22 protein-coding genes are annotated in these 21,638 nt (G+C 63.2%); 6 read left to right on the plus strand and 16 right to left on the minus strand.

Features of this window, described 5'->3' with window-relative positions:
* Positions 1 to 66: 66 nt before the first annotated feature.
* The 5 genes from AC3G7M_RS16660 to AC3G7M_RS16680 all read right to left on the minus strand — a co-directional run bounded on the left by AC3G7M_RS16660 (position 67) and on the right by AC3G7M_RS16680 (position 4,362).
* Complete coding sequence (locus tag AC3G7M_RS16660; RefSeq protein ID WP_489213245.1) at positions 67 to 969, minus strand: glycosyltransferase family 2 protein; 903 nt, start codon at positions 967 to 969, stop codon at positions 67 to 69.
* 109 nt (positions 970 to 1,078) lie between these two features.
* Entirely contained in the window at positions 1,079 to 2,035 is a 957-nt protein-coding gene (locus AC3G7M_RS16665) for an acetyl-CoA carboxylase carboxyltransferase subunit alpha (RefSeq protein ID WP_489213246.1), read from the minus strand.
* Positions 2,036 to 2,129: 94 nt separating this feature from the next.
* Positions 2,130 to 2,921, minus strand: coding sequence for an ABC transporter ATP-binding protein (locus AC3G7M_RS16670; protein ID WP_489213247.1), 792 nt, complete (start codon positions 2,919 to 2,921; stop codon positions 2,130 to 2,132).
* Between the two features lie 2 nt (positions 2,922 to 2,923).
* Positions 2,924 to 3,799 (minus strand): ABC transporter permease, encoded by an 876-nt coding sequence (locus tag AC3G7M_RS16675; protein WP_489213248.1) that lies wholly within the window; start codon positions 3,797 to 3,799, stop codon positions 2,924 to 2,926.
* Positions 3,800 to 3,903: 104 nt separating this feature from the next.
* Complete coding sequence (locus AC3G7M_RS16680; RefSeq protein WP_489213249.1) at positions 3,904 to 4,362, minus strand: hypothetical protein; 459 nt, start codon at positions 4,360 to 4,362, stop codon at positions 3,904 to 3,906.
* Positions 4,363 to 4,699: 337 nt separating this feature from the next.
* On the opposite strand from AC3G7M_RS16680, the gene AC3G7M_RS16685 reads away from it, so the two are divergent.
* The 3 genes from AC3G7M_RS16685 (at position 4,700) to bfr (ending at position 7,270) form a co-directional block, all read left to right on the plus strand.
* Entirely contained in the window at positions 4,700 to 6,304 is a 1,605-nt protein-coding gene (locus tag AC3G7M_RS16685; protein ID WP_489213250.1) for a transglycosylase SLT domain-containing protein, read from the plus strand.
* 196 nt (positions 6,305 to 6,500) lie between these two features.
* On the plus strand, positions 6,501 to 6,689 hold the full coding sequence (locus tag AC3G7M_RS16690) for a (2Fe-2S)-binding protein (protein WP_489213251.1): 189 nt from the start codon (positions 6,501 to 6,503) through the stop codon (positions 6,687 to 6,689).
* A 95-nt stretch (positions 6,690 to 6,784) separates the two neighbouring features.
* Positions 6,785 to 7,270, plus strand: coding sequence for a bacterioferritin (bfr, locus tag AC3G7M_RS16695; RefSeq protein ID WP_489213252.1), 486 nt, complete (start codon positions 6,785 to 6,787; stop codon positions 7,268 to 7,270).
* A 67-nt stretch (positions 7,271 to 7,337) separates the two neighbouring features.
* Here the strand turns inward: bfr and AC3G7M_RS16700 are convergent, their stop codons facing one another.
* Positions 7,338 to 8,177 (minus strand): alpha/beta fold hydrolase, encoded by an 840-nt coding sequence (locus AC3G7M_RS16700; RefSeq protein ID WP_489213253.1) that lies wholly within the window; start codon positions 8,175 to 8,177, stop codon positions 7,338 to 7,340.
* 256 nt (positions 8,178 to 8,433) lie between these two features.
* Here AC3G7M_RS16700 and AC3G7M_RS16705 point away from each other — a divergent pair, with 256 nt between their 5' ends.
* Entirely contained in the window at positions 8,434 to 8,892 is a 459-nt protein-coding gene (locus tag AC3G7M_RS16705; RefSeq protein WP_489213254.1) for a MarR family winged helix-turn-helix transcriptional regulator, read from the plus strand.
* Positions 8,893 to 8,919: 27 nt separating this feature from the next.
* On the opposite strand, the gene AC3G7M_RS16710 is transcribed toward AC3G7M_RS16705, so the two are convergent.
* From AC3G7M_RS16710 to AC3G7M_RS16750, 9 genes are all read right to left on the minus strand, one after another.
* A complete protein-coding gene (locus AC3G7M_RS16710) occupies positions 8,920 to 10,023 on the minus strand; it encodes a class II histone deacetylase (protein ID WP_489213255.1) in 1,104 nt (367 codons plus the stop codon).
* The gene (locus AC3G7M_RS16715) at positions 10,023 to 11,606 is read right to left on the minus strand and encodes a GMC family oxidoreductase (RefSeq protein WP_489213256.1); all 1,584 of its coding nucleotides are present in this window, start codon (positions 11,604 to 11,606) and stop codon (positions 10,023 to 10,025) included. Before AC3G7M_RS16715 ends, AC3G7M_RS16710 begins: the two co-directional genes overlap by 1 nt.
* Positions 11,603 to 11,836, minus strand: a complete 234-nt coding sequence (locus AC3G7M_RS16720; RefSeq protein ID WP_489213257.1) for a hypothetical protein — start codon at positions 11,834 to 11,836, stop codon at positions 11,603 to 11,605. The genes AC3G7M_RS16715 and AC3G7M_RS16720 overlap by 4 nt, the downstream gene beginning before the upstream one ends.
* Before the next feature lie 77 nt (positions 11,837 to 11,913).
* Positions 11,914 to 13,431, minus strand: coding sequence for a sodium:solute symporter family protein (locus tag AC3G7M_RS16725; protein ID WP_489213258.1), 1,518 nt, complete (start codon positions 13,429 to 13,431; stop codon positions 11,914 to 11,916).
* Between the two features lie 114 nt (positions 13,432 to 13,545).
* On the minus strand, positions 13,546 to 14,247 hold the full coding sequence (locus tag AC3G7M_RS16730) for an ABC transporter ATP-binding protein (protein ID WP_489213259.1): 702 nt from the start codon (positions 14,245 to 14,247) through the stop codon (positions 13,546 to 13,548).
* Between the two features lie 127 nt (positions 14,248 to 14,374).
* A complete protein-coding gene (locus AC3G7M_RS16735) occupies positions 14,375 to 15,094 on the minus strand; it encodes an ATP-binding cassette domain-containing protein (RefSeq protein ID WP_489213260.1) in 720 nt (239 codons plus the stop codon).
* Complete coding sequence (locus tag AC3G7M_RS16740) at positions 15,091 to 16,158, minus strand: branched-chain amino acid ABC transporter permease (RefSeq protein WP_489213261.1); 1,068 nt, start codon at positions 16,156 to 16,158, stop codon at positions 15,091 to 15,093. Before AC3G7M_RS16740 ends, AC3G7M_RS16735 begins: the two co-directional genes overlap by 4 nt.
* Before the next feature lie 10 nt (positions 16,159 to 16,168).
* On the minus strand, positions 16,169 to 17,035 hold the full coding sequence (locus AC3G7M_RS16745) for a branched-chain amino acid ABC transporter permease (protein ID WP_489213262.1): 867 nt from the start codon (positions 17,033 to 17,035) through the stop codon (positions 16,169 to 16,171).
* Between the two features lie 90 nt (positions 17,036 to 17,125).
* Positions 17,126 to 18,373: an urea ABC transporter substrate-binding protein gene (locus tag AC3G7M_RS16750; RefSeq protein ID WP_489213263.1), complete on the minus strand. Its 1,248-nt coding sequence runs from the start codon at positions 18,371 to 18,373 to the stop codon at positions 17,126 to 17,128.
* A 330-nt stretch (positions 18,374 to 18,703) separates the two neighbouring features.
* Here AC3G7M_RS16750 and AC3G7M_RS16755 point away from each other — a divergent pair, with 330 nt between their 5' ends.
* Positions 18,704 to 19,018, plus strand: coding sequence for a cupin domain-containing protein (locus AC3G7M_RS16755; protein WP_489213264.1), 315 nt, complete (start codon positions 18,704 to 18,706; stop codon positions 19,016 to 19,018).
* 34 nt (positions 19,019 to 19,052) lie between these two features.
* Positions 19,053 to 20,570: an amidase gene (locus AC3G7M_RS16760; RefSeq protein ID WP_489213265.1), complete on the plus strand. Its 1,518-nt coding sequence runs from the start codon at positions 19,053 to 19,055 to the stop codon at positions 20,568 to 20,570.
* Positions 20,571 to 20,609: 39 nt separating this feature from the next.
* Here the strand turns inward: AC3G7M_RS16760 and AC3G7M_RS16765 are convergent, their stop codons facing one another.
* Positions 20,610 to 21,635: an asparaginase gene (locus AC3G7M_RS16765; RefSeq protein ID WP_489213266.1), complete on the minus strand. Its 1,026-nt coding sequence runs from the start codon at positions 21,633 to 21,635 to the stop codon at positions 20,610 to 20,612.
* Positions 21,636 to 21,638 lie beyond the last annotated feature (3 nt).

Below are 21,638 nucleotides of genomic sequence, written 5' to 3' on the forward strand. Positions count from 1 at the left end.
GGGCTGTCTGCTCGGTCATACGCGCCCGCCAGCCGAGCCGATCCATCAGCCATCGCAAGATAGGTCTCACCCGCCACATCCTCTCGCATGAGCGTCCAGCCCCGGCACGTAGGGTGTGGCGCCTAGGGACGCCATTGTCTCCCGCACGCGGGGCGACCAGCGCAAGGCTGAGAGATCGAAAACCTCGTTTCGATCATGATGCTCCCAATCCTGCTCAGAGCGCCAGAAGACGTCACGCAGGCGCGAGAGGCGAACCTTCTCCTCCCAGCGGCCGCGCCAGCGGCAGAAATAATGGTTGATGCGCCAGCCCGTCAGGCTGGGGAAGTTCTCGGTATAAGCGAAGGGCTGCACCGGGCCGCCATGCTCGGAGGTGCGCCAAACGATTTCCTGTCCATCCGCATTGAAATAGGGCTGGTCGAGGACGAAGCCGTGGACGTGATGAACGCCCTTGGTCAAGCGCGGCCGCACGATGGATTTGATATGCCGGTTGACGGAGAAACCCGGGTCCGACCGGCGTAGAAACGCCTCCTGCACCAATCCCCATGGGCGGGTCTTATGCCCGGAACTGCCAAAAACCGCCCAGTTCAAACCGATCGCGGCATGCGCCTCGTGACGCATCAGGAAATCAGTGAAGCTTTCCTGGACCGCCGCAGAGTCTTGGTCTTCTGCACCGTTGACGATGAATTCGTCGGCGTCGAGAAAGGCGCACCAATCCACGGCCTCCGCGCGCATCAGGGCAAGGCCGGCCTCAAAGGCGGCCTTTTGCGGCTCTCCCGAATCCGGCTGCCAGGATTGGACCGTCACGCCGGGATTATGGACGGCGATCGCGTCGATCTTGGCGCGGGTCTGATCTTCGCTGCCATTATCGAAAATATGGATGCGCAGGATGCCGAGGGCGAGGTGGTGGGCGATCCATTCCTCGATGATATCGGCCTCGTCACGCACGCAGGTGACGGCGGCAATGATCATCCGCACCTCCTCCGGCCAGGGCCCGACGGCAGCCACTCCGTGCCACCAGCTTTCCATGAAGCGGGCGGCCAATGCAACGGGGCGGCAGCCTCAGCGCCGAAGCAGAAGGTTAGGCGAGGCCTTCGCGGCCCATGGCAAGGAATTTCTCGCGGCGCCGGGCACGCAGCGCCTCAGGCGTCTGGTTCAACAGGGGCGAGAGCGCCGTGTTGATCGCCTCACCCACGGCGGCGATCGTCTCTTCGGGCGCACGATGGGCACCACCCAAGGGCTCGGGGATAACGCCGTCGATCAAATCGAAGCGCCGCAGGTCATCGGCCGTCAGCTTCAGCGCTTCGGCTGCCAGTGGGGCAGAGGCCGCATCGCGCCACAGGATGGACGCGCAGCCTTCGGGGGAGATCACGGAATAGATCGCATGCTCCAGCATCAGCACGCGATCGGCGGCGCCCAGCGCAATGGCACCGCCCGAGCCGCCCTCGCCGATCACCGTTGCGATGAAGGGCACGGGCGCGGCCAGCCCTGCATCGATGGCGCGCGCAATGGCCTCGGCCTGGCCGCGCGCCTCGGCATCGACGCCCGGATAGGCGCCGGATGTATCGATGAAGCTCAAGATGGGCAGCTTGAAATGTCCCGCCATCTCGATCAGGCGGCGAACCTTGCGATAGCCCTCGGGCCGGGCACTGCCGAAATTATGCTTAATGCGGCTTTCGGTATCGGTGCCTTTTTCGGTGCCCAGCACCATCACGGCATGGCCACGGAAGCGGCCGAGGCCGCCGACGATTGCCGCATCCTCCGCAAAGGCGCGGTCGCCTGCGAGCGGCGTATAATCGGTGATCAGCGCGCCGATATAGGACAGCGCCCGCGGCCGGTCAGGGTGCCGAGCGACCAGGGTTTTCTGCCAGGGTGTCAGCTTCGCATAAAGCGTGCGCAGCTGCCGGTCGGCTTTCTCCGACAGGCGCGTGACCTCATCCGCGATGCTCAGACCTTCGGGCCCCGGCATCCGCCGCAGCTCTTCGATCTTATTCTCGAGTTCGGCGAGAGGCTTCTCGAAATCCAGGAAATGACGCATGGGCCTGTGCTTAGCGGAATTTTCTCAGGGGGCAAGGGCTGGCGCGCAGCGAAGCTCTCGGGACGTGCCCTTTGCGACGCCGCCCCGCCCGATCTCAGCTGACTGCGACCGCTTCTTCTGGGAACAGGGCTGGGCTCAATGTATTGCCGGAAAAGACATCCATGACGGCATCGACGGGGCCGTCCATGCGCACACGCCCGTCTTGCAGCCAGATGACGCGCGTGCACCAGGAGCGCACGATATCGTTGAGATGGGTCGACAGGACTAGAATATCGGCGCCGCGCACCATGGTCTCGAGCCGCTCGCGCGCCTTCTCCCGGAACGATGCGTCACCCGCCAGGAACCATTCGTCCATCAGCAGGACCTGGGGGCGGATGGCGGTGGCCATGGCGAAAGCCAGCCGAATGATCATGCCCGAACTGTAAATGCGCACTGGCAGATCGAAGAAGTCGCCCAGCTCAGCGAAGCTTCGCACATCTTCCTGCAGCGCCTCGACGGCGGTGCGGTCCATATGGTGGTAGCGGCCGCGCAGGGCCACATTCTCTCGCCCGGTCAATTCCGGGTTCATGCCCTGATTGGGGTCAAGCAGCGCGTTCAGCGTGCCTTGAATGCGCACACTGCCGCCCACCGGCTCGTAGACGCCGGCCAGTGCCCGCAGCAGCGTCGTCTTGCCGGCACCATTGTGCCCGACCAGACCAAGCCGCTCACCCGGCTGCAGGGTGAAGGTAAGGTCACGCAGGGCTTCGACCACCAGACGATGATTTTCATTCTGCTGCAGCCGCCGGCCGGTCGCGCGCGCCAGAATGCTGCGCTTCAGGCTGCGGGACTGCCCGTGATAGAGCGGAAAATCGATGCGGAGGTCTTCGACCTCGATACGCGCTGCCATGGTCACACCCAGAAAGCGATACGGTGACGCACGCGAAGAAAGACGAACCACCCGAGCACGCAAAGCAGCGCAGAAAAACCAAGCGCGCTGACATAGGTCGCCTTAGACGGCAAGGCCCCCAGCAACGGAGCCCGCAGCACTTCCATGATGCTATAGAAAGGGTCGAAGATCAGATAGGCGCTATGCCGTCCGAGCATCGACGGCTTGAACATGATGCCCGACACATAGAACGCGATCTGCATGACGCTGGCGACGATAGGCGGAATATCGCGGAAGCGCGCGCAGATCGCACCCAGCATCAGCGACACCGCGGCGCCGTCGATCATCCAGAGCAGCAGGGCCGGAAGAGCGGCGAAAGAAGACCAGCTTACCGGCGACTGAAATGCCAGGAAGACGACGACGATCACGATGACGTTGTGGCCGAAAATCAACACGTTTCGCGCCAGCAGCTGGAAGATAAACAGCGAAAACGGCACGCGCATGGACCGCACCATGCCCTCGCCCTGCGTGAATACGGTGGACCCGTCATTCACGATGGCGGCCAGAAAGTTCCACAGCGTCAACGACAGCGCGAGATAAGGCAGATAGGTGTGGATCGGCGTCTTAAACAAATAGGCGTAGACGAAGCCGAGCGTGCCGACCATCACCGCCGTCGATAGCGTGAGCCAGAAAGGCCCGAGCACCGAACCGCGATAGCGGAGCCGGATATCGAACCAGCTTAGCATGAACGCCAGGCGCCACAGGCCGAGCCCACGCTTGACGTCCTGGACCGCCATAGCGTTGCGGGCGCCAAGCCCAAGGCCGTGGCGAAGGTCGATCGCAAAGCCCTGGTCGGCTTCCGCTGAGATCAAAGTCTGAGGACCCGAAATGGCGTTCATGTGTCGGCGCCGATAGCCGATCCGCCCCGCGGCTGCAACTGCGCTCTGACATGGCCGCCGCGCGGCCTTCAAAATCCGCAGCCTGTCGGCCGCCTGCGAATCGCTCAGCTGGCCGGCGCCGCATAACCAGGCCGCACGATCTGCAGGCGCGGGCTCGTCACCACCACAACGCGCGCACCCGGCATCAGCCCCACGCTCCCCAATTGGACGATGGAAAGCACGCTGCCCTGATCGGTGCGCAGAATGACTTCGGCATTCCCATCGGTCTGGCCGGCGGGCGCACCCATGGCGGCGAGCACAGCGCCGCTGCCCTGCGGTGTCGCGGGTGGCACCGGGCGGACGGCGACGACGGTCGCCTCGAGACGCCCCGGAATGACGGCCTCCGGCCCAGGCGCCACCACATGGCGCGGAGGCGCGGCACAGCCTGCCAGCGCGGCCAGAAGCACACATGCCGCAATACGCGCAGGCAGAGCGGCAAATCGCAGACCCAATGGGCCGCCGGCCAACTCACGCGATATTGTGATCATGGCGCCTCGGCCATGGCCGTTCTCAGCTTTCTGCATTGCACGCAATCTTTTCGCCATACCATGCCTCTGTCGATGCTGGTTCATGTTGCACCAAACTTCGTCTTCCATTAGTGCGTTAGAGCGAATTCCTGACCAGCAGGATTAAGCAATCTTTGAAAGCGACGGCACACACGCCGTCGTGACTCAACGGCCCCGGGGCCGCGCCACGACGGAGGCTGCTGTGACCGCGCCTGATGCTCCAAGAGATGTGACTGGCACTCGTCTTGTGGGCCATAACGCTCCTTCGCGTGCCTCTCTCGCGGTGACGCTGTGCTCTTCTTCCTCCGTCCTGACGGTCGGAGCAAGGCGCCTGCGCTGCGGCGTCGGCCTTGTCATGATGAGCCTGCTCGCAGCTTGCGCCGGACATCATTCCCATCTCTCCTCCTCGCAGCAGGCGATCGAGTACAAGGACAATGCCCGGGGCGATTACGCGCCGCCCGGACCGCCCTCCGACCCCTGGGGCCCTTATATCGTGGCAGCCTCCCAGCGCTTCGACGTACCGACAAGCTGGATTCGCAGCGTCATCCACGTGGAATCCGGCGGCAACGAATATATCAATGGACAGCTCGTCACCTCGGGTCCGGGCGCCATGGGCCTGATGCAGCTCATGCCTGAAACCTATCAGGAACTGCAGGCCCAGTACGGGCTGGGCGACGACCCTTACAATCCGCGTGACAATATCATGGCGGGCACCGCTTACCTGCGGGAGATGTACGATCTCTTCGGTTCGCCGGGCTTCCTCGCCGCCTATAATGCCGGACCGCAGCGTCTGAACCAGTATCTGACCGATGGGCGGCCGCTGCCGGCGGAGACGACGCATTACCTGGCGATGATCGAGCCGCATATTCAGGGCGATATGCCGGGCGGCCGCTCTCCGGCTGACCAATTCGCCATGAACAGCATGAGCGCCGCGAGTGCCGCCCCCTATAATGGTGGCGGCACGGATGACGGTGGCAGCCTCGCCAATACCGGTGGCGGCCTTGTCGGCAGTACCGGCTTCGTCAGCACGACGGGCAGCCATGGCGGCGGCGGCGGCGGCGCTGCAATGGTTGCCATGAACCAGACCCCGGTGGTCGCGCCCATCAGCGCCGCTCCGGCCTCTGATGATTCCAGCACCGACGCCCTGAATGCCCAGCAGGTCACCGATCATAGCGCTGGGCTGCTTGCCAATGGTGGTGGTGCCGTGCCGGCCGATCTGATGGTGGCGAGCAACGACCCCCGCCCGACGCCCGCGCAGGTCGATAGCCAGGAAGCGGCGGCTGACGCCGCCGTCGCGCAGGGTCAGGCCGACGCGCCGGCGGCCGTGCAGCAGGCGGCCAACTATCAGCCGGCCGTCGGCGCCTATCAGCCGCCTGTGGTCGTACAATCTGCGGTCGCGGCCGCTCCCCTGCCCGCCGTGCAGCCGGTGTTTCAGGTGGCGCCCGCCTATCAGAACCAGGCAGCCCCCTCGGCCCCGGTCCCGAGCGGGACGCATCTTGCGCAAAACAGCCTGGCGACCCCGCCGCCGCCGCCCGCCTATACCCGCCCGCGCGTCATCGCGGCCGGTGGCGTCCAGGACCTAGCGTCCGAGATCAATCAGCCGGTCTCGAGTGCCACCTATCGGCCGCAGTCCTCCGGCGGCCTGCATCTGATCGCGCCTGCCGAGGCGGCGCCAATGCCGCAATTCGCCAGTGCCGGAAAGACCGGCGGCTGGGGCATCCAGGTCGGCGCCTATGGATCGGCCAGTGACGCACGCCATGCGGTGGAACAGGCCCGCCATGCCGAGCGCTACCAGCTCGCCTCCGCTCAATCCATCGTCATGCCGGTGCAGGTGTCTCAGCGTACGCTGTATCGGGCACGCCTCGCCGGGCTGTCGCAGAATGCGGCCGTCAATGCCTGCCAGGAAATTCGTGGCCGCTCGCCCTGCATGGTGCTGTCCCCGGACGCGATCAGCGACTGATACCCCTCCTCGCACAGACATAATCTGAAGAGGCTCCGTGCCCGGCACGGGGCCTCTTTTCGTTTGGGCCATGGCCCACAGCGCCCCGGACAGGACCGGCTGCAACGATTGATAATAATTCGCACTTTCAAAACTGCGCCGCGGCTGCTAAAGACTTGCAAGTCACTCGCAATTGCAGCCGTGGAGATGCCTGACCGTGTATGTCTGTCTGTGCAATGCCCTGACCGATCGTCAGGTGAAGGCCGCGGCCGAGGCCGCGAACACCACGCGGCCGAGCGAGGTCTATGCCGCCTGCGGCTGCCGGGCCCAATGCGGCAGCTGCATCAAGAAACTGCTCCAGCTGATTCGGCCGGATGAGGCGCCGGGCTCGCTGCAAGGCGCGTAACAGGGTCTCCCCTTGATCCGCCCTTCACACTTGGCGATAAAACTAAAGGGCCGTCGTCATTGAGCGACGGATCATACTGAAGCGGTGGAGCCCCGATGCTACGCGATCCAAAAGTCGTCGAACATTTGAATACCCAGCTCACGAACGAGCTGACCGCGATCAACCAGTATTTCCTGCATGCGCGCACGCTGCAGCATTGGGGTGTGACCAAGCTCGGCAAGCATGAATATGCCGAGTCCATCGAGGAGATGAAGCACGCGGATGACCTCATCAAGCGCATCCTCTTCCTCAACGGCCTGCCCAATGTGCAGCGCCTCAACGCCATTCAGGTCGGCGAAACGGTCGAGCAGATCCTGCAGGCCGATCTCAACATCGAGCTGAAGGCGACCCAGGACCTGCGCGAGGGCATCGCCTATTGCGAAAGCGTGCGGGATTTTGTCTCCCGCGACCTGCTCTCCGCCATTCTTGAGAATGAGGAGGAGCATCTCGATTTCCTGGAGCGCCAGTTCGACCTGATCAAGTTGATCGGGCTTGAGAACTACATTCAGCTGAACTCCGCGCCGGCGCCCGAACAGGAATAGCCTTCAGCCAGACCCATAAAAAAGGGGCGGCACCGCAAGGTGCCGCCCCTTTTTCGTGCGCGAATGCTTACGCCTTGATGAAGGCGAGCAGGTCCTTGTTGATGACATCGGCATGGGTCGTCGCCATGCCATGCGGATAGCCGGGATAGGTCTTCAGCTCGCCATGCTTGAGCAGTTTGATGGCGAGCAGAGCGGAATCCGCGATCGGCACGATCTGGTCGTCCTCACCGTGCAAAACGAGTGTGGGCACCTCAATCGCCTTCAGGTCTTCCGTGAAATCGGTTTCCGAGAAAGCCTTGATGCAGTCGTAATGGGCTTTGGTGCCGCCCATCATGCCCTGGCGCCACCAGTTGCGGATGGCCCCTTCGGAGATCTGGGCGCCCGGCCGGTTGAAGCCATAGAAAGGGCCACTCGCAACATCCAGGAAGAACTGCGCACGGTTGGCCGCCTGGGCGGCACGAAAACCGTCGAAGACCTCGATCGGCAGGCCACCCGGATTGGCATCAGACTTGACCATGATCGGCGGGACGGCGCCGATCAGTACGGCCTTGGCCACTTTCTGCTTGGCGCCGTAGCGGGCAACGTAATGGGCCACCTCGCCGCCGCCGGTCGAATGACCGATATGAACAGCCCCTGCCAGGTTCAGATGGGTCGCCAGCGCATCGACATCGGCTGCATAGGTATCCATCTCATTGCCGGTATCGGTCTGCGTGGAGCGGCCGTGGCCGCGCCGGTCATGCGCGATGACGCGAAAACCTTCATTGAGGAAGAAGATCATCTGAGCGTCCCAGTCATCCGCGCTCAGCGGCCAGCCATGATGGAAGACGATCGGCTGTGCGGATTTCGGACCCCAATCCTTGTAGAAAATCTGCGTGCTATCGGCCGTTATGACGAAACCGCTGCTCATGAGGCTGGCTCCCATTGATGATACAAGATGAAAAGGCATTGGAGATGCTGAATGCGGCAAAGACCAGATACGAAACGACGGCAGCAAAGCGCAATTCGACCGTTGCCACAAAGACATTATTCTGAAATTGATGATTTATCGAGATATTTATTATCGCGATAAGTTTTTAACGGGACAACTAAGATGGGTCAAGCCATTCGTTATCGCGATAAAGTTTCTATGCTAAGACAAGGTGCGCCTGGGACGAGACCACATCATGCCCCTACCACTGACCGACCAGCTCTGCTTCACCCTCTATGCCACCAGCCTGGAGGTGAACCGCACCTATAAGCCGATGCTGGACGCGATGGGCCTGACCTATCCGCAATATCTGGTGCTCACGGCGCTGGGTGAGGCCGACGGCATGACGGTGGGCGCCATCGCAAGCCGGCTTGGCCTCGAATCAAGCACGGTGACGCCGCCGATCAAGCGCATGGAGCAGGCGGGGCTTGTAACCCGCCGCCGCGCAGATGCGGATGAGCGGCTGGTCCAGGTTTTTCTGACCGCCGCCGGCCGCTACACGCTGCGGGAGAGCGACTGCCTCAATCAAACCCTGCTACGGCAATCTGGCCTCAGCGTGGACGACATCGACGCGCTCAATCGCCAGCTGCAAAGCCTGCATGCCGCGCTTCACGCCGCCCAGAACCGGGCGAAGGAAGGCGGCGGCAAGCCATAGGCCGCCGCCCCGGACGCGGGACAATAATCAGGCCGGGATTTCCGGGATCAGCGCTGCCACCTGATCCAGCACCGCGGCCTGCCAGGGCTGCAACTCCTGCCCGCCCATAGTATGAAAATGGACGAAGGGATCGGGCGTGGCCGGCAGCTCGGCCAGCGTCTCCATCACCGCCAGACCGCACCAGGGCGCATAGGCCGGCGAATAGCCGCCTTCATGGGTGAACATCAGCCGTCCGCCGCATAGCGTGTCGGCGGCCTGCACCAGACGCACCGTCATGTCGCGATAGGTATCGGTGACCAGCATCTGGCGCCCCAGCGGGTCCATGGCACAGCCGTCGAAGCCCGACGGCACAATGATCATGTCCGGCTTGTAGCGCGCGAGCGCCGGCAGCACGACACGGTCAAAGGCCGCGAGATAGGCGCCATGGCCCGAACCCGGCGGCAGCGGGATATTGAGATTGGCACCGAAGCCTGGCCCCGTTCCGCGCTCCTCAATGCCGCCGGACTCGCGCGGATAGTTGCGGTCCTGATGCAGCGAGATCGAAAGCACGCCCGGATCGTCATAAAAGATCCATTGCGTGCCATTGCCGTGATGGACATCCCAATCGACCGTCGCGATCCGCTTGACGCCATAGGTATGGCGCAGATGCTCGATCGCGATCGGCGCATTGGCAAGCAGGCAGAAGCCGCGGCCGCGATCCCGCTCGGCATGGTGGCCAGGCGGGCGGACCAGCGCATAGGCCTGATCGAATTCGCGCCGCCACACGCGGTCGGCCGCCTCGATGCAGCCGCCGGCCGAGAGCAGCGCAATTTCCCAGGAATCCTTGCCGATGGGCGCCAGTTCGCCGCCATCGCCGAAGCCCAGCGCGCTCATCGCCTTCACACGCTCCAAATAGTCAGGCGTATGAATGCGCAGCACCTCCTCCTCCGTGGCAGGGCGGGGCTTGATGGTGGTGAGATGATCCAGCACCCCCGTGACATCCAGCAGATTGCGCATACGACGCTTGGCGGCCGGGTTTTCGATATGGATGTCGGGCTCCAGGAAGCCGCCCGCAGGCATGGAGCCCGCCGCCATGCCCGTGTTGTGCCACATATAGCGCTCGTGCCAGACGAAGCCGATTTTCTTGGCCATCACACCGCTCCCATGAAAGCCGCAGCGCGTTCCGCCACCATGATCGTGGGTGCATTGGTATTGCCGGAAATCATATTCGGGAAGATCCCGGCATCGGCAACGCGAAGCCCTTCCAGCCCATGCACGCGCAATTGCGGATCGACCACCGCCATGCTGTCGACACCCATGCGGCAGGTGCTGGTGGGATGATAGAGCGTGGTGCAATGGCCGCGAATGAACTCGCTGATCGCCTCATCCGTCACCGCTTCCGCACTCGGCGTGATTTCGTGACTGATCAGCTCGGCTAAAGGCGACTGCGCGGCGATGCGCCGGTTCAGTTTTACCCCCGCAACCATGGTTGCCAGATCGCTGCCGGAAGGGTCGGACGAAAAGTAGCGCGGGTCGAGGCTCGGATGCTCCAAGGGGTCCGCCGAACGCAGGCGCAATTCGCCTTGGCTGTTGGGCCGCTGCAGCGTCGCATGCAGGGTGATGCCGGGGCCCGATGCCATATAGCGGGCATGATCGCGATGGCCGGAAATGACGCCGTAAAGCTGAATATCCGGGTCCGTCACATCGGGCGCCGATTTCGCGAAACCACCGGCCGCCACCCAGATCGAAGAAAGCGGCCCCTGCTTTGTGGCGAGCCATTGCTCTGTCGCCGCATCAAGCTCGGCGCCGGTCATGCCGCCGATGCCGATTTTCTCGCGCGCCGCGAAGCTGATCGGAATATTGATATGGTCCCGCAGCGTCTTGCCGACGCCGGGCAGGTTGTGGACCGCGGTCACGCCGACCTCGGCCAGTTCTTCCGCCGGACCGATGCCCGACAGCAGCAGCAATTGCGCCGAGCCGATGCTGCCGGCGCAGAGCACGACCTCATCGGCATAGATCGTTTCCGGCACGCCACGATCGAGGATGGCGACGCCCCTCGCCCGTCCGTTTTCGATCAGGATGCGCGTCGTCGTCACACCCGTGCGGAGCGTCAGATTGGGCCGGTCCAGCGCCGGGCGGAGAAAGGCCTTGCCGGTGCCGAAGCGCTCACCGTCCTTGACGGTGAGCTGGAACCAGCCGACGCCTTCCTGCACCGGTCCATTGAAATCGGTATTGTTGGGCAGGCCTGCCGCCTGCGCCGCCTGATGCCATAGCGGCTCATGCGGGTCGATATAGGCCGGGTCGGAAATCGTCAGCTCACCGCCCGCGGCATGCAGCGGCGCATTGCCGAGACGCAGGTTATTCTCGGATTTGAGGAAGACCGGCAGCACATCCTGCCAGCCCCAGCCAGCGCAGCCTGCTGCCGCCCATCCGTCATAATCGCTGGCCAGGCCGCGGATATAGATCATGGCGTTGAGCGCGCCCGATCCGCCGACCATCTTGCCGCGCGGCCAGTAGATGCGCCGGCCGCGGCAGCCGGCCTGCGGCTCGGTATGATACCCCCAGTCGACATGGGTATTGAACATCGCCGGCCAATTCGCCGGAATGTCCGAATTCAGCGGCGCCGCACGTCCGGCTTCCAGCACCAGAACGCGCCGCGCCGGATCGGCCGACAAGCGGTTCGCGAGCACGCAGCCGGCGGAGCCGGCACCCACGATGATCGTATCAAAGCTCATGGCGTAGAGACCCGGAAGGCTCCCCGCTTCTCGTCATCGATATAGGCGGCGATCAGGCTGCCGCAGATGAAGGCGGTGAGCAGCACGAAATAGACGATGGAACAGGGAATGCCGGCGATGAGTGGCGTCGGCCCTCCCGCTACCCAATAGACCGGCGGAAAGAGGGCAAGCACGGCATCCAGGATGAACCAGATGCTGACGAAACTGGACCGCGGAGTGACAGGAAGCATGGCAGATGCGTACCTTTCCGAAAGCGGTGGTGGGATCAGGCGCGGCCGGCTAGGCGCCGCCGGCTAGGCGCCGCCGGCTAGGCGCGGCGCGGTTTCAGCGCCAGCGCGCTGATGGCGCCGGCGGTCGGGGTTTTGGCTGCGGTCAATTCAAACAGCCCGTCAACACGGGTTTTTTCGGCGGCCGAGACCGGCAGAAAGACCGCGCAGGCGGCATAGATCAGGAAGTTGATGACGAGCGCGATGACGCCCGAGGTCAGCCCCCAGGCCCAGCCGATGCTGGTGGGATAAACCGATTGCAGGATCACCGCCGCGATGAAGCCGACGACCACGCCGCCGATCGCCCCGGCCTTGTTGCCGCGCTTCCAGAAGATGCCGAGATATTGCGGCACGGCGAGCTGGATGATGCCCTGGTAGGAGAGGATCGCCAGCATGAACAGATGCGGAATGGCAATGGTCGAAAGCCATGCTGAAGCGATCGTCACCACCAGCATGCCGATCTTGGCGATCACGACCGATTGCTTGTGATCCAGCGGCTTGTAGACACCCACGATGTCGTTGGCGATCTGCGCGCCGGAGGCCTGAATATTGCCGTCGACATTGCCCATGGTTGCAGCCAGCACGACCACGCCACCCAGGCCCAGCAGGAAGGGCCCACCGGCCATCTGGCAGACGGTGAACCACATCGCTTCCGGTGCTTTGGCAACTTCTGGCAGGAAGCTCGCGAGCAGGCCGAGTATGACGAGACCACCGGCGAAGAGGAAGGACAGCGGCGCGCCGAAGGCGCCGGCACGCTGCACGCTACGCACGCTGTCGGCCGTATAGAGGCGAACGAAGATGCTGGGCCAGCACCAGCCGCCCAGGGCGCCCGAGAAGATAATAGCGAAGACATACAGCGGACCGACAGCGGAGCCGAGCCCCGGCAGCGTCACCTGGGCGGGATGCAAATTGGCCAGGCTGAAACCATGGCCGAAGACAAGCCACAGGATCAGACCGATGATGATGACCGTGCCGCCAATATAGGCGGCCAGCCCCTGCAGCATGTCGGAAATGACGACACCACGCATGCCCATGCGGATGGTCCAGAACTGACGGATCACCATCAGCAGCACGCCGGCGATCACCGCTTCCGTGGCGCCCATCTTGCCGAAGGACATTGCCTGGAACAGATCACCCAATCCCTTGAAGCCCAGAATTAGCCAGGGGATTCCCGAAATGATGCCGACGATGGCACCGATCACTGACAGGCCGTGCGAGTTATACCGCAATGCAAAAAGATCAGGCTGGGTTTTCAGGTCAAACAGCTTGCCCCAGGTCCAGACCCGCTCCGCCATCACATACATCAGCACGACGGTCAGCAGGCTGTAGACCAGGAAATAGAAGGAGATCACGCCGCCGCTCGCGGCAAGGCCTGTAATGGCCAGGAAGATGCCGCCCGGCCACCAGGTATTGAGGAAGGACATCGCCTGATAGAAGGGGCCGAACGAGCGGTTCGCGACTGCGTAATCGGTGAAGGATTTGTCTGTCACATGGGCCATCTGCAAAACGACGATGACCGCGAGGCAAAATAATGCAACCAAGCCAAAGGTAATGATCATGGTGCCGCCATTGCTGAAAGTGATGACGCAATCCTTTCAGCCTAGCACATCATCGAACCGTTACAAGTCAGAGACACTGCCATCGTGGAAAGAAATGGCAGCGCTCCGTCGGTCTCAGACCATGCCGACGAATTCTTCCATCATGGCGCGATCCTTCGCGACATGGGGCGGCACTTCGCGGATGATCAGACCTTTCTGCAAAATCAGCACCCGCTGCGACAGCGAGGTGATGAAATTGAGATTCTGCTCGACGAGGAGAATAGTCAGGTTGCGCTCCCGTCCCAGCTTCTGCAGCGTCTCGATCATCTCCTCAATGATCGAGGGCTGAATGCCTTCCGTCGGCTCATCCAGCAGGATGAATTTCGGGCCGCCGCACAGGCAGCGGGCGAGTGCCAGCAGCTGCTGTTCGCCACCCGAAAGTGCGCCGCCCGGCCGCTCCAACAGCCGTTCCAGACGCGGGAAATCCGTCAGGATGGAGTCAATGGTAGGCTTCTCCGGCTGCTTCGCCAGAAGGCAGCCCATGCGCAGATTTTCGTAGACGCTGAGGCTGGAAAAGATCTCGCGCCCCTGGGGTACGTAGCCGATCCCCATGCGCGCGCGCGCCGTCGGCGCCAGGCCTTTGAGGCTGCGCCCGTCGAAGGTGATGTCGCCGCCGGTCATCGGCAGATAGCCCATCAGGGTACGCAGCAGCGTCGATTTGCCCATGCCGTTATGGCCCAGGATGCCGACGAATTCGCCGTCCTGCACGGAAAGATTGATACCGGCCAGGATGGGAATGCGGCCGTAGCCCGAGCGCAGATCCGTGACCGTCAGCATGAACACTCTCCTTCCGTCATGCACGGGCCGGTCCCGTGCATCCAAGGGCGCCACCCAGACGCCGTATCAAACGGGTAGATCCCCGGGACAAGCCCGGGGATGACGATCCGGTAGGAAGGCGCCCGCATCAGTGGGCCTGCTTTCCAAGATAGACATCGCGCACACCCGGATCGGCCAGAACCGCCTCGACCTGATTCTCGATCAGGATCTTGCCGCGGTTGAAGACCGTTACCGTCTTGGCGATCATGCGGATGAACTGCATGTCGTGTTCGACCACGACCAGCGCCTGCTTCTTGTTGATCTCGCGGATCAGCTCGGCCGTGCGCAGCACTTCCTCATGCGTCATGCCGGCGGCCGGCTCATCGAGCAGGATGAGGTCCGGCTCCTGCGCCAGCACAGTCGCAATCTCCACCCATTGCCGCTGGCCATGGGCGAGCTGGCCCACCATGCGATCGGCGATCGGCGTCAATTGCAGCAGCTCCATCGTCTCTTCCACGATCTGCCGCGCACGCCTGAGGGATTTTTTACGTCCCGCCGCAATGCCGATGCCCTCACGCACAGTCAGGCCGTTGAAGACGTTGGGCACCTGGGTTTTGATGCCCACACCGAGCCGCGCAATGACATGCGGATGCGCGCCGGTAATATCCTGGCCGCGAAACCGCACCACGCCTTCGGTCGGCCGCAGCTGGCCCGTGAGGATCTTGAAGAAGGTGCTTTTGCCGGCGCCATTGGGGCCGATCAGGCAGCGCAGTTCGACCTCGTTCAGCTTGAGATTGACGTCCTGCACGGCCGCGACACCGCCGAACCGCATGGTGACGTTTTCGGCTTCCAGCAGAGGGACACTCATTGGCCCGCCTCCCGCGACAATTCGGATTGGGCGAGCGGCACGCTCGGCGCTTTCGCGGGCAGCAGCCGGCGAAAGCCGTTACGCACCACCGGCACCAGGCCCTGCGGCACCAGCAGCACGAAGGCGACGAGCACAATCCCGAGCAGCAGATTGGGGTCGATCACATGCTGGCCGCCGGCGATATTGATCAGATACTGAATGCCGACCGCGCCCAGGATCGGGCCGATCAGCGTGCCGAGGCCGCCGACGAGGACGTAGATGATGACCTGCGCGGACATCGTCAGGCTGAAGACCGTCGGGCTGATGAAGGCGCCCCAATTGGTGTAGAGGCAGCCTGCCACACCGGAAATACCGGCGCCGATGACGAAGGTCAGCAGCTTGAACAGGCGCGGGTCGTAACCCAGCAGCTGGGCCCGCGTCTCATTCTCGCGGATCGCCACCACCACGCGGCCGAAGCGCGTCGCCAGCACCCATTTCAGCAGGACGTAGCACAGAATAAGCGCGCCCATCGCCGCATACCACAGGCCCGTCGTATCGAGCTGCGCGTCGGGATTGCCCGGAATGTTGAGCGGCGGCACCGACGGGATGCCGTTGAATCCGCCCAGCGGCGCCTGGCCGATATGGTAGATATCGCCCGAGGTTGAGTTGATGAGATTGAACAGAATGATGCTGACGGTCAGCGTGATGACGCCGATATAGGCGTCCGAAATGCGGCCGTAGAACATGAAATAGCCAAGGGCCGCGGCAAACAGCATCGGGACGATGATGGCAAGCACCACAGCACCGGTCGTATCCGTCATGTTCAGGGCGCCCACGGCATAGGCATAGCCGCCAAGGCCGAGGAAGGCAGACTGGCCGAAGCACAGGATGCCACCGAAACCCCAGATGAAACCCTGGGCCAGCGCGAAAATGGCGAGCGCGGCAAAAACCGTCAGCTGCAGCAGGCCGAACGTGCCGGTGACCATGGGCGCGCCGACCAGCAGCACCAGACCCGCGAGCACCACCGCGATAGGGCCGCCGATGCCGCGCGAGGCTTCCGCGCGCTTCAGTTTCTTGAAAATCATCTCAGGCGCCTCACAGGCTGCGCCGCAGGAAGCGGCCGGTGATGCCTTGCGGCAGGATGCGGATCATGACGACAGCGGTCAGCAGCAGCGCCACCTCGCCGATCACCGGCGTCGACTTGAAGGACACGATCGTATTGATGAAACCGAACAGGATGGACGCGAGCGAGGTGCCGGTGACGATCGCCGCACCGCCGCCCAGCACGGTGATGAAGGCCTTGGCGATGAAGGCGCCGCCCATCACGGGCGAGACGCCCGAGATCGGCGCCAGCACGCCACCGGCCAGCCCCGCAAAGGCGGCACCCAGCGCGAAGGTCGCCATATAGATCATCGGCGGAGACACGCCGAGGGCCGCTGCCATATTCGGATTCTGCATCGTGGCGCGCACGATGAGGCCGTACCGCGTCATGCTCAGCATGGCATAGAAAGCAGCGAGCGATGCGATCGCCACCACAATGATAACGAAGCCGTAAAGGCTTGCGGCATAATGGCCGATGGAAAAGCTGCCGACGGGGGTTGAGACGCCACGCGGATCATTCCCGAAGATGCTGGTCATGAGACCGATCAGGCCAAGGCTCAGCCCCCAGGTCGCGAGCATGGTGTCGATCATGCGGCCATACAGGAAGCGGATCAGGCAACGCTCGATCACCAGCCCGACCAGGCCCACGAAAACCGGGGCGATGATGAGCATCGCAATCCAGATATTGATGCCATGCGACGTCGCGACATAGGTCGCATAGGCGCCCAGCATCATGAATTCGCCATGGGCCAGGTTGATGATCTTCATCATGCCGTAGATCACGCCGAGGCCGACGGTGATCAGGGCGATTGTGCCGATGCCGACCAGGACGTTGAAGCCAACAAGGCCAAACAGGTCCATGACGTGTCTCCTAAAGCCAATAGGCGGGGCAATCCGAGAACAGGCGCGCGCTGCACCAGGCAAACCGCAGCGCGCGCCCCTTTCGGGCAATCAGTCCACGTTGACGATGAACTGCTTATCCATTCGCGGGTTCTTGAGCAGATCGCAGACTGCCGCGGTATCCGCCGGCGGCGAGGCCGGGAAGCTGTTGATGATATCCCATTTGCGATCCTTGGCTTCGGCCAGGAAGGTGTTGTGGACGACGTGATGCGTCGCCGGGTCCATCAAAGCCTTGCCCGAGGGGCCGTCGATGCTGATGCCGGTCTCCAGCGCCTTGATCACCGCCAGGCGCTCGATCGAGCCTGCCTTCTTCACGCCGGCGGCCCAGAACATCATGCCTTCATAGGACGCCGAGTCCAGTTCGCTCAGCATGGGCAGCTTGTCGCCGAACATCGCCGTCATGCCGGCGCTGAAAGCGGTGGTTTCGGGCGTCGGCACGGTCGGGAACCAGCCATAGGCCGAGACGATGCCGTTGGTGACCGAGGGGTCCATCGAGTTCAGCTCATTGGCGAGACCGAAGGTGGAAGAAGCCATCGGGATCTTGCTCTTCATGCCGGCCGCCGCCCATTGGCGGTAGAAGCCGAGATGATTGGCGCCCACCATGGCCGAGAGCACCAGATCGGGCGCCGCCTGCTGGATCTTGCTGATGGCCGAGGAGAAGTCGGTCACGTCCAGCGGGAAGAAGTCGGTTTCCAGAACCTGACCGCCGCCTTCGCGGGTATATTTCGTCATCCACTTGGCAGTGATGTGGCCGTAATTGTAGTCGGCGGCGACGATATAGACCTTCTTGCCCCAGTTCTTCAGGCCATAAGGCACGATGTGGCTGACCGTCTGCGCGGGCGTCGTGCCGGTGCAGAAGATATCGCGGTCGCAGACGCCGCCTTCATACTGGGTGTTGTAGAAATAAAGCGTCTTGAACCGGTCGAAAACCGGGCGGATCGCCTCGCGCGATGCGGAGGTGATGCCACCCTGCACGACCGCAACCTTATCCTTCAGCGCCAGCTGCTGGGCATACTGCGTATAAAGCTGCATGCTGGACTGGGTGTCGTAGCTGACCAGCTCCACCGGCCGGCCGAGCAGGCCGCCCTGGTCGTTAATCACCTTCACCGCATATTGCGTCGCCTGCACCATGGGCTGGCCGCTGAGGCCAAGCGCGCCGGACTGGTCGAGCAGGAGACCGACCTTGATCGGCTCCGCCGCCAGCGCATGGCGCGCAATGAAGGGAGCGCTGAGCGCGGTGCCGCCGAGGGCGGCGCCCAGCTTCAAAAAACCACGGCGGGTGCCAGTTGATTGGCTCATGCGTTTCTTCCTGCGATAAATAAGGCGCGAAATTTAAAACGGCAGATCGACCCTTCGGCCGCCAAAAAGCGTTTCACGCAAACCGCGTGCCACAGCCCCGGCGCTGCGCGCCCGGGACCTGGTCACGCAACCATCGGGCGTGTTTTGTGCAAATCAGCCACCGCTGGCAGGTCGACTGCCTGTTTCATGTACATTTTGAACTCAGTGCTGAAAAATGTGCCAGATCGGGATGACAGGCGCCATGCCTATGCTATCCTTCTGACCGTTCCGCCGCCGTGTGAGACCGTTCCGGCAGCCCCGCCCTTCCCCGCCGTCCGAGGCACCGCGCCAATGAGCTTCTCTTGCGAAATACCCGCCGTTCCCACCCTGCAGCGCGATGATGAGGACCTCCGCATCACGCGCTGGGATTTTGCACCGGGTGCTGCGACCGGATGGCACGAACACGGCTGGCCCTATTTCGTCATCATGCTGCATGACGGCATTTTGGCGGTGCATGACGGAGAGACGGTGACAGAGAATTCGTTGGTGCAGGGGCAAAGCTACAACCGCCCCGCCGGCATCAAGCATGACGTGATGAACGGATCGCCGCATCCGATCGCCTTCGTCGAGATCGAGATCAAGCGTCCGCAAGCCATTCCCTTCTGACCAGATCAAGAGACTTCCGCAAAGGACACGCCGGATGAGCATCGAGAAACCGACTCTGGACCAGCTCGAGGAAATCGTCTTCGATCTCGGTATGGAATTATCGCCCGAGCGGCTGGAGACATTTCATGCGCTGATGGATGGCGCCGTCGCCTCCTATCGCATCATCGACGAGATGCCGGATGAGAAGCCGCGCGTCACCTATCCGCGCACGCCCGGCTACCAGCCGGATGCGGCCGAGAATCCGCTGAACGCCTGGTATGTGAAGTCAACCGTGAAAGGTGCGGAGACCGGTCCGCTCGCGGGCAAGACCGTCGTCCTCAAGGACAATGTCTGTCTCGCCGGCGTGCCGATGATGAATGGCGCCGCCACGCTGGAAGGCTATGTGCCGGATCAGGATGCGACGGTGGTGACAAGGCTACTCGATGCCGGCGCCACCATCCTCGGCAAGGCGCATTGCGAGTGCTTCTGCCTCTCCGGCGGCAGCCATACCGGTGCGCTCGGCCCTGTGCATAATCCGCATAAGTTTGGCTATTCGGCGGGCGGCTCCTCCTCGGGCTCCGCGGCACTGGTAGCCTCTGGCGCGGCAGACTTGGCGATCGGCGGCGACCAGGGTGGCTCGATCCGCATCCCGGCCTCCTTCTGCGGCATCTATGGCATGAAGCCGACCTGGGGCCTGGTGCCCTATACCGGCGTCATGCCAATCGAAAGCACGATCGACCATACCGGCCCGATGACGGCAACGGTCGCGGACAATGCGCGGATGCTGGAAGTGCTGGCGGGGCCGGACGGGCTTGACCCGCGCCAGGCCGGCTGCACGACGGCGCCATACACCGAAGCGCTCGGCCGCGGCTTCAAGGGGCTGCGTATCGGCATCGTCACGGAAGGTTTCGGCTGGGCCAATTCGCAGGAAGCGGTGGATGCAAAGGTCCGTGCCGCGGCCGCGAAGTTCGTATCGCTCGGCGCCGTGGTCGAGGAGGTCTCGATTCCCATGCACCGCATCGGCAAGGATATCTGGACGCCGATCGGCAATGAAGGCCTGACGGCGCAGATGATGCACGGCAATGGCATGGGCTTTAATTGGAAAGGTCATTACAATGTCGGGCTGATGGATGCGCATGCATCCTGGCGCGACCGCGCCAATGACCTGTCCGACACGCTCAAAATCTCGATGTTCATCGGCGAATATTTCACCCGCCACTATCGCGGCCGCTACTATGCCAAGGCGCAGAACATCGCCCGCCGCCTCCGCGCCGCCTATGATCAGGCGCTCTCCCAATACGATCTGCTGCTGATGCCGACACTGCCGATCGTGGCGAGCGAAATTCCCGAGCGCGATGCCGATCTCATCACCTATACCACGCGGGCTTTTGAGATGATCGCCAATACCGCGCCCTTCGACGTGACCGGCCATCCCTCCATGTCCATTCCCTGCGGCGGCATCGACGGCCTGCCCGTCGGCATGATGCTGACGGCGAAACATTGGGACGAAAGCACGATCTACGCGGCCGCGGCCGCCTTCGAGGGCGAATACGGCTCCTGGAAGGGGATGTAGGGTGGGCTTAAGCCCACCCTACGCCGTCCTACACCCCCATCAATCAGCGACACCCATGACAGCCGCCGCGAATGCCCCGCGCTTCGCCGCGCTGTCGAGCGGAAAGATGCCCTCGGCGCCGAGCAGAACAGACAGCAGAATGCGCGCCTTTTGCCCTGTCAGGTCGCCCGCGAAAATCGCGCCGGCCGCTGCCAGGTCAACACCGCCGCCATTGCCGTAGACAGGCTTGACCCGGCCTTCGCCGCAGCGCGAGGTGATCAGCACCGGAATGCCGGCAGCCACCGCCTGGCGGGTCGCCTCCACAAAGACGGGCGGGCAATTGCCGCGGCCGAATCCTTCGAGCACGAAGCCGCGCGTGCCATTCGCCATCGCCCAGCGCATGAAGCGATCGTCCGTGCCCATGGCCATCTTGATCAGTGCCACCTCTGGCTCCACGCGCAGCACCGGGTGATGGATCAGCCCCGCCGGACGGCGGTACAGCCGCACCACCCCTTCATCGACGACGCCCAGCATGCCGTGATCGGCAGAGGTGAAGGTTCCGGGCCGTGAGGTATGGGTCTTGCGCACGTCGCGCGCGGCGTGAAAGACACCGTCGAACAGGATCACTGTGCCAATGCCCCTGGCGCGCGGCGAGGCGGCCAGTTGCACCGCGGCGCTCAGATTGCGCGGGCCGTCAGTATCCGCCTCATCGGCATTGCGCTGCGCACCGGTGAAGACCACAGGTTTCTCGGACGGCACCGTGAGTCCCACGAGAAAGGCGCTTTCCTCCATCGTATCGGTGCCATGGGTCACCACCGCACCCAGCACATCGGGCTCGGCCAGCAGGGCGGCGATCCGCTGCGCCAGCGCGAAAGCCGTCGGCAGGTCCATGCGGAAGCTGTTGACGTTGCAGAAAGCCTCCGTGCGCAAGGTAACGCCGTCCGGCCTGCCCTGCACCAGCGCCGCCATGTCATCGGCACCAATGGCCGCGACGAAGGAATCGGAGGCGGCGTCATGGCGGGAGGCGATGGTTCCCCCGGTCGTCAGAAGGACGACCGCGCCCTTCGTCTCTGGATTGGCAGGCAAGAC

The sequence above is a fragment of the Acidisoma sibiricum genome, from assembly GCF_057837225.1.